Genomic DNA, 5,506 nt, shown 5'->3' on the forward strand with positions numbered 1-5,506 from the left:
CCTGACCCACCGCTATCGCAGGCAAGCCAGCTCCCACAGTGATTTGCATTGTTTTCAGAAACGTACGCCAGTGGTCACCATCGCCGCATTGAACCCCAGCAACACCAACTCCGCCGCCACCGGCCCGTAGTGGGTTCCCACTGACGGAATGATCACCGGCGCCACACCAAAACGGTTCAACGGGATCTTGTCGCGGTATTTGCCGCGATAACCCTGGATCGCCCCGCCTGTCAGCTTCAGGTACACCGGATAGTCGGCCATGTCGTAGCGCTTGCCCGCATACGCGTAGTACGAGCGCTGCCTGAACGAGTTGCGAAACGTCGCCCCGCCATACACAAAGCCTGAGGCCTCATTGCGCTCCAGGCCAATCAGGTCCTGATTATTGTTGTGCTCGGGGTCGGGCGCGAAGTGCCGGGTGTAGACGCTGGTCTGCGCATACCAGAAGCCTTTGTCATCGCTGGTAACCGGCGCTTCGCCCGCCAGTGCCGTGGTGGCCTGGGCCAGGAACAGCAGGCCAGGCAGTCGGAATTTTTTCATGGGTGCGACCTCGATAGTCGGTTTGAAGGGCGGCTAGGTGGGTCGTTGTGTGCGCTATTTTGACGGCTTGCTGCGATCCCAGGCTGAACCGGGGCTGAAAGTAGCGGGATTGGTGGACTCAATCCTGACGAGTGGGGCGGTTTGCTTATGCATTCGCTTATGCTTTAAAGGTATTTAATTTGTTACATAGATATCATTAAGCTATATCGCAACGGACTACCGACTTTCTGCCAACCACCAATAACTGACCGCCACCGCCCGCCAGCCGGATCGATCGTACGCATTCAGGGCATGACGCTCTGAGTCTTGATTCCAAGGGGAGCGGTATGGGGAGCTACAAAAAACACGCGCTGTACTCGGCGATTTTGTCGGCCAATTTGCTGACCGCCGCAGGCTTCAATCCAGTATTCGCGGCAGAAACGTCTGCCACCGACGCACCTAAACTCGACACCGTGATCGTCACCGGCACCCGCGCCCAGGAGCGCACCGCCAGCGCCTCGCTGTCGCCGGTTGATGTGATCTCCGGCGATACCCTGCGCAGCACCGGCTCCGATGAGTTGGGGGCGGTATTGGCGCGCTTGATCCCATCGATCAACTTCCCACGCCCAAGCCTGGTGGATGGCGCCGAGTTGGTGCGCCCGGCGCAGTTGCGCGGGCTGTCGCCGGATCAGGTGCTGGTGCTGGTCAACGGCAAGCGCCGTCACACCAGCGCCTTCGTCAACCTCGGCGGTGCGGTGGGCCGTGGCTCGGCGCCGGCGGACCTGAACGCGATCCCGCTGTCGGCCGTTGACCACATCGAAGTGCTGCGCGACGGCGCCTCGGCGCGCTACGGCTCTGACGCGATTGCCGGGGTGATCAACGTGATCCTCAAGCACGCCGACCATGGCGGCTCGATCTCCAGCAAGTTCGGCCAGTACAAGAAGGGCGACGGCATCCAGCGCAACATCAGCGGCAACACCGGGCTGGCGCTGGGCGACAACGGCTTTGTCAGCCTCTCCGGCGAAGGCGCTGACAACGATTACACCAACCGTGCCGGCAAGGATTACCGCGCGGCCAGCATCGGCTCCACTACCTATGGCCAGCAGGTGTTCCGCCAGGGCGAGCCGGCGACCAATGAAGGCAAGTTCCAGTTCAACTCCGAATATGCCTTCAACGATGCCGCCGAGTTCTACAGCTTCGGCGGCTACAGCAAGCGGCGCGGCGAGACGGCGGCGTTCTACCGGGCGAGCAATGCGTCGAACAATATCGCGGCGCTCAACCCCAATGGCTACCTGCCGCTGATCAAGGGCAACCTCGAAGACACCTCGCTGGTGGTGGGCCTGCGCGGGTTGCTGGCCTATGACTGGCATTACGACCTGTCGGCCAACTACGGCAAGAACCAGTACGAACTCAGCACCGAAACCATCAACACCTCCCTGGGCCTGGCCACACCGCGCAAGTTCGACAACGGCACCCTGAGCAACGACCAGAAGCAGGTCAGCCTGGACCTGTCCCGTGAGTTCGACGTGGGCTTCCTGCCGTACCCGCTATCCGTGGCGTTTGGCGGCGAATACCTGCGCCAGGGTTATGAAATCGAAGCGGGCGACGCTGCGTCCTACTACCAGACTGGCAGTTCGGGCCTCGGCGGTTTCCGTGAGGCTGACGCCGGCACCAGCTCACGCCACAACTGGGCGCAGTACCTGGATCTGGAAACCAACTTCACCGAAAAACTCAGCGCCTCGGCCGCCGTGCGGCATGAGGATTACAGTGACTTCGGCTCCAACGTCAGCGGTTCGCTGTCGGCCCGCTACGACTTCACCCCGCAAGTGGCCTTGCGCGGCAGTATCTCCAACGGCTTCCGCGCGCCGTCCCTGGCCCAGCAGAACTTTGCGTTTACCTCGTCGCAACTGATCGGCAGCGAAATCCGCGAAGCCGGCACGTTCCCGGCCTCCAGCCAGGTCGCGCGCCTGCTCGGCGCAGAAGACCTGAAGGCCGAGAAATCACGCAACTACAGCCTGGGCCTGGTGCTGGAACCCGCCGATGACCTGACGCTGACGGTGGACGTGTATCGCATCGATATTCGCGACCGCATCAGCCTGTCGTCCAACCTCAACCTGAGCCCGGCGACCCAGGCCTACCTGCAAGCCAACGGCGTCGGCAATATCAACTACACCACCGCGCGCTACTTCACCAACGCCACCGACACCAGCACCGACGGCGTCGACCTGGTGGCCAATTACCGCTACCAGTTCGATAACGGCATCCGCTGGAACAGCACCGTGGGCTACAACTACAACCACACCAAAGTCACGGACGTGAAGGCCAACCCGGCGATCCTCGACAGCCTCGGCGCCAACCTGGTGCGCGTGGACCGTCGCGAGAAAAGCGGTTTGCTCGGTGACACCACGCCGGAACACAAGCTGAGCCTGGGCAACGACTTCACCTTCGGCAATTGGGCGCTGCACAGCAATCTGGTGCGCTATGGTGAATTCACCAGCTATCAGGCGGACAAGGTCAACGACCAGACTTTCAAGGCGGCGTGGGTGCTGGACCTGTCGGCGGACTACAAGTTGCAGAACTGGACCTTCACCCTGGGCGGCGACAACGTCACCGACAAGTACCCGGAAAAGGTCAACGCGTTCGCCAGCAGCGGCGGCAACCTCGCCTATAGCACTTTTTCGCCGTACGGTTACAGCGGCGCGTTTTATTACGGTAAAGTTGCTTACAACTGGTAACAAACAGGAGACCTAAGCGATCTGCCATGACCGTTATTGAATCCGATCTTATGCAATTGGCTTACCCTCCGCGGCTCGATCTTGGGCCGCAACTCACTCACGAACAGTTGATGAGCTCGATGCAGGCCACCATGGCCCGGCATCAGGGTGGGCCGGTCTGGCTTTTTGCTTATGGTTCGCTGATCTGGCGCCCGGAATGTTCCTCGACGCAGCGGGTGCGGGCACGGGTCCACGGTTATCACCGCGGCCTGTATCTGTGGTCCCACGAGCATCGGGGCACGCCGGAAGTGCCGGGGTTGGTGTTTGGCCTGGATCGCGGCGGTTCGTGTAGCGGGTTTGCCTACCGCTTGCCGGAAGATCAGCTGGAAGCCTCGCTGTACGCCCTGTGGTGCCGCGAAATGCCCTATCCCTCGTACCGGCCACACTGGCTCAGCTGCCGTCTGGAAGATGGCAGTCAGGTGCAGGCGTTGGGGTTTGTGTTGGAGCGGCACTTGCCCAGCTACGCCGGCAATTTGCCGGACATTGTGCTGAACCACGTGTTGCAAAGCGCTTGCGGGCGTTACGGCACGACGCGCGATTATGTCGAGCAGACCGTCAACGCCCTGCGTAGCCACGCCATGCCAGATAAGAATCTGGAGGCGCGGCTCAAGCGTTGTGCGAAGGATTGTTCAGGCGGTTAACGCGCCGAACTGACGCTGTTGGTGTGCCACAGCGTGGGGATCAGGAACGCAATCGCCAGCACGCACGCGCCGATCAGCAGCACAAAACCACCGTCCCAGCCGAAGTGGTCCACGGTGTAGCCCATGGCCGCACTCGCCGCCACCGAACCGCCCAGGTAACCGAACAAGCCAGTGAAGCCCGCCGCCGTACCGGCGGCTTTCTTCGGTGCCAGTTCCAGCGCCTGCAAGCCGATCAACATCACCGGGCCGTAGATCAGGAAGCCGATGGAGAACAGCGCGATCATGTCGACCATCGGGTTGCCCGGCGGGTTGAGCCAGTACACCAGGGTCGCGACCGTCACCAAGGCCATGAACACGATACCGGTCAGGCCACGGTTGCCGCGGAAGATCTTGTCCGACATCCAGCCGCACAGCAGCGTGCCCGGAATGCCCGCCCACTCGTAGAAGAAGTACGCCCACGACGACTTGTCGACGGTGAAGTGCTTGGCTTCCTTGAGGTACGTCGGCGCCCAGTCCAGCACGCCGTAGCGCAGCAGGTAGACGAAGACGTTGGCGAAGGCGATGTACCAGAGCATTTTGTTGCGCAGCACGTACTTGACGAAGATTTCCTTGGCGCTGAATTCGTCTTCGTGGCTGGCGTCGTAGCCTTCCGGGTAGTCGTTCTTGTACTTCTCGATGGGCGGCAGGCCGACCGATTGCGGGGTGTCGCGCATGGTGATGAAGGCAAACGCCGCCACGGCCAACGCCACGGTGGCCGGCACGTAGAACGCCGCGTGCCAGTCGTTGAACCACGCCATGCCGAGCAGGAACAGCGGCCCGATCAGGCCGCCGCCGACGTTATGCGCTACGTTCCATACCGACACCACGCCGCCGCGTTCTTTCTGCGACCACCAGTGCACCATGGTCCGCCCACTTGGCGGCCAGCCCATGCCTTGGGCCCAGCCGTTGATGAACAGCAAAATGAACATCATGGTCACGCTGGACGTTGCCCAAGGTGCGAAACCGAAAATGAACATCACACCCGCCGAAACCAGCAGGCCGAAGGGCAGGAAGTAGCGCGGGTTGGAGCGGTCGGACACCAGGCCCATGAGGAACTTGGACAGGCCGTAGGCAATCGCGATGGCCGACATCGCCAGGCCCAGTTCGCCACGGGTATAACCCTCGTCGATCAAGTAGGGCATGGCCAGGGAGAAGTTTTTGCGCAGCAGGTAGTAGCCGGCGTAACCGAAGAAAATACCGGCGAAGATTTGCCAGCGCAGGCGTCGGTAGGTGCTGTCTATTTTTTCTTCAGGCAGGGGTGCCTGGTGTGCGGCAGGTCGAAAGAAAGCAAACATTCAAGAGCTCCAAATTTCTTGTTTTGACTGCGGATGCGAATGTTACAGTTTCGTTACCGAAAATAGCATCGCCTCTTATCTGCAAACACAGGAAATGAGCACAAGTGCATGTTCTCTTACGAACATGTCGCGAATGGATAAGTGTGGGTCGTTTGATGCTCTTGAGAATGTAGGAGATCAAATGTGGGAGCTGGCTTGCCTGCGATAGCGGTCTATCAGTTGCACATGTGTTGGCTGCCCC

General features: G+C 60.8%; 4 protein-coding genes. 2 read left to right on the top strand and 2 right to left on the bottom strand.

What is annotated here, in order from left to right; translation table 11 throughout:
• Positions 1–54 precede the first annotated feature (54 nt).
• Positions 55–537 carry a hypothetical protein gene (locus B348_RS0129090; RefSeq protein ID WP_017739545.1) on the bottom strand — a complete coding sequence of 161 codons (483 nt, stop codon included), beginning with the start codon at positions 535–537 and terminating at the stop codon, positions 55–57.
• Positions 538–863: 326 nt separating this feature from the next.
• Here B348_RS0129090 and B348_RS0129095 point away from each other — a divergent pair, with 326 nt between their 5' ends.
• Both B348_RS0129095 and B348_RS0129100 read left to right on the top strand, forming a co-directional pair.
• Complete coding sequence (locus B348_RS0129095; RefSeq protein ID WP_017739546.1) at positions 864–3,251, top strand: TonB-dependent siderophore receptor; 2,388 nt, start codon at positions 864–866, stop codon at positions 3,249–3,251.
• A gap of 26 nt (positions 3,252–3,277) precedes the next feature.
• Positions 3,278–3,931 carry a gamma-glutamylcyclotransferase gene (locus B348_RS0129100; protein WP_026137159.1) on the top strand — a complete coding sequence of 218 codons (654 nt, stop codon included), beginning with the start codon at positions 3,278–3,280 and terminating at the stop codon, positions 3,929–3,931.
• Here the strand turns inward: B348_RS0129100 and glpT are convergent.
• Entirely contained in the window at positions 3,928–5,265 is a 1,338-nt protein-coding gene (gene glpT / locus B348_RS0129105) for a glycerol-3-phosphate transporter (RefSeq protein WP_005792400.1), read from the bottom strand. The genes B348_RS0129100 and glpT overlap by 4 nt on opposite strands.
• Positions 5,266–5,506 lie beyond the last annotated feature (241 nt).

The sequence above is a fragment of the Pseudomonas sp. CBZ-4 genome, assembly GCF_000346755.1.
Lineage (GTDB): Bacteria > Pseudomonadota > Gammaproteobacteria > Pseudomonadales > Pseudomonadaceae > Aquipseudomonas.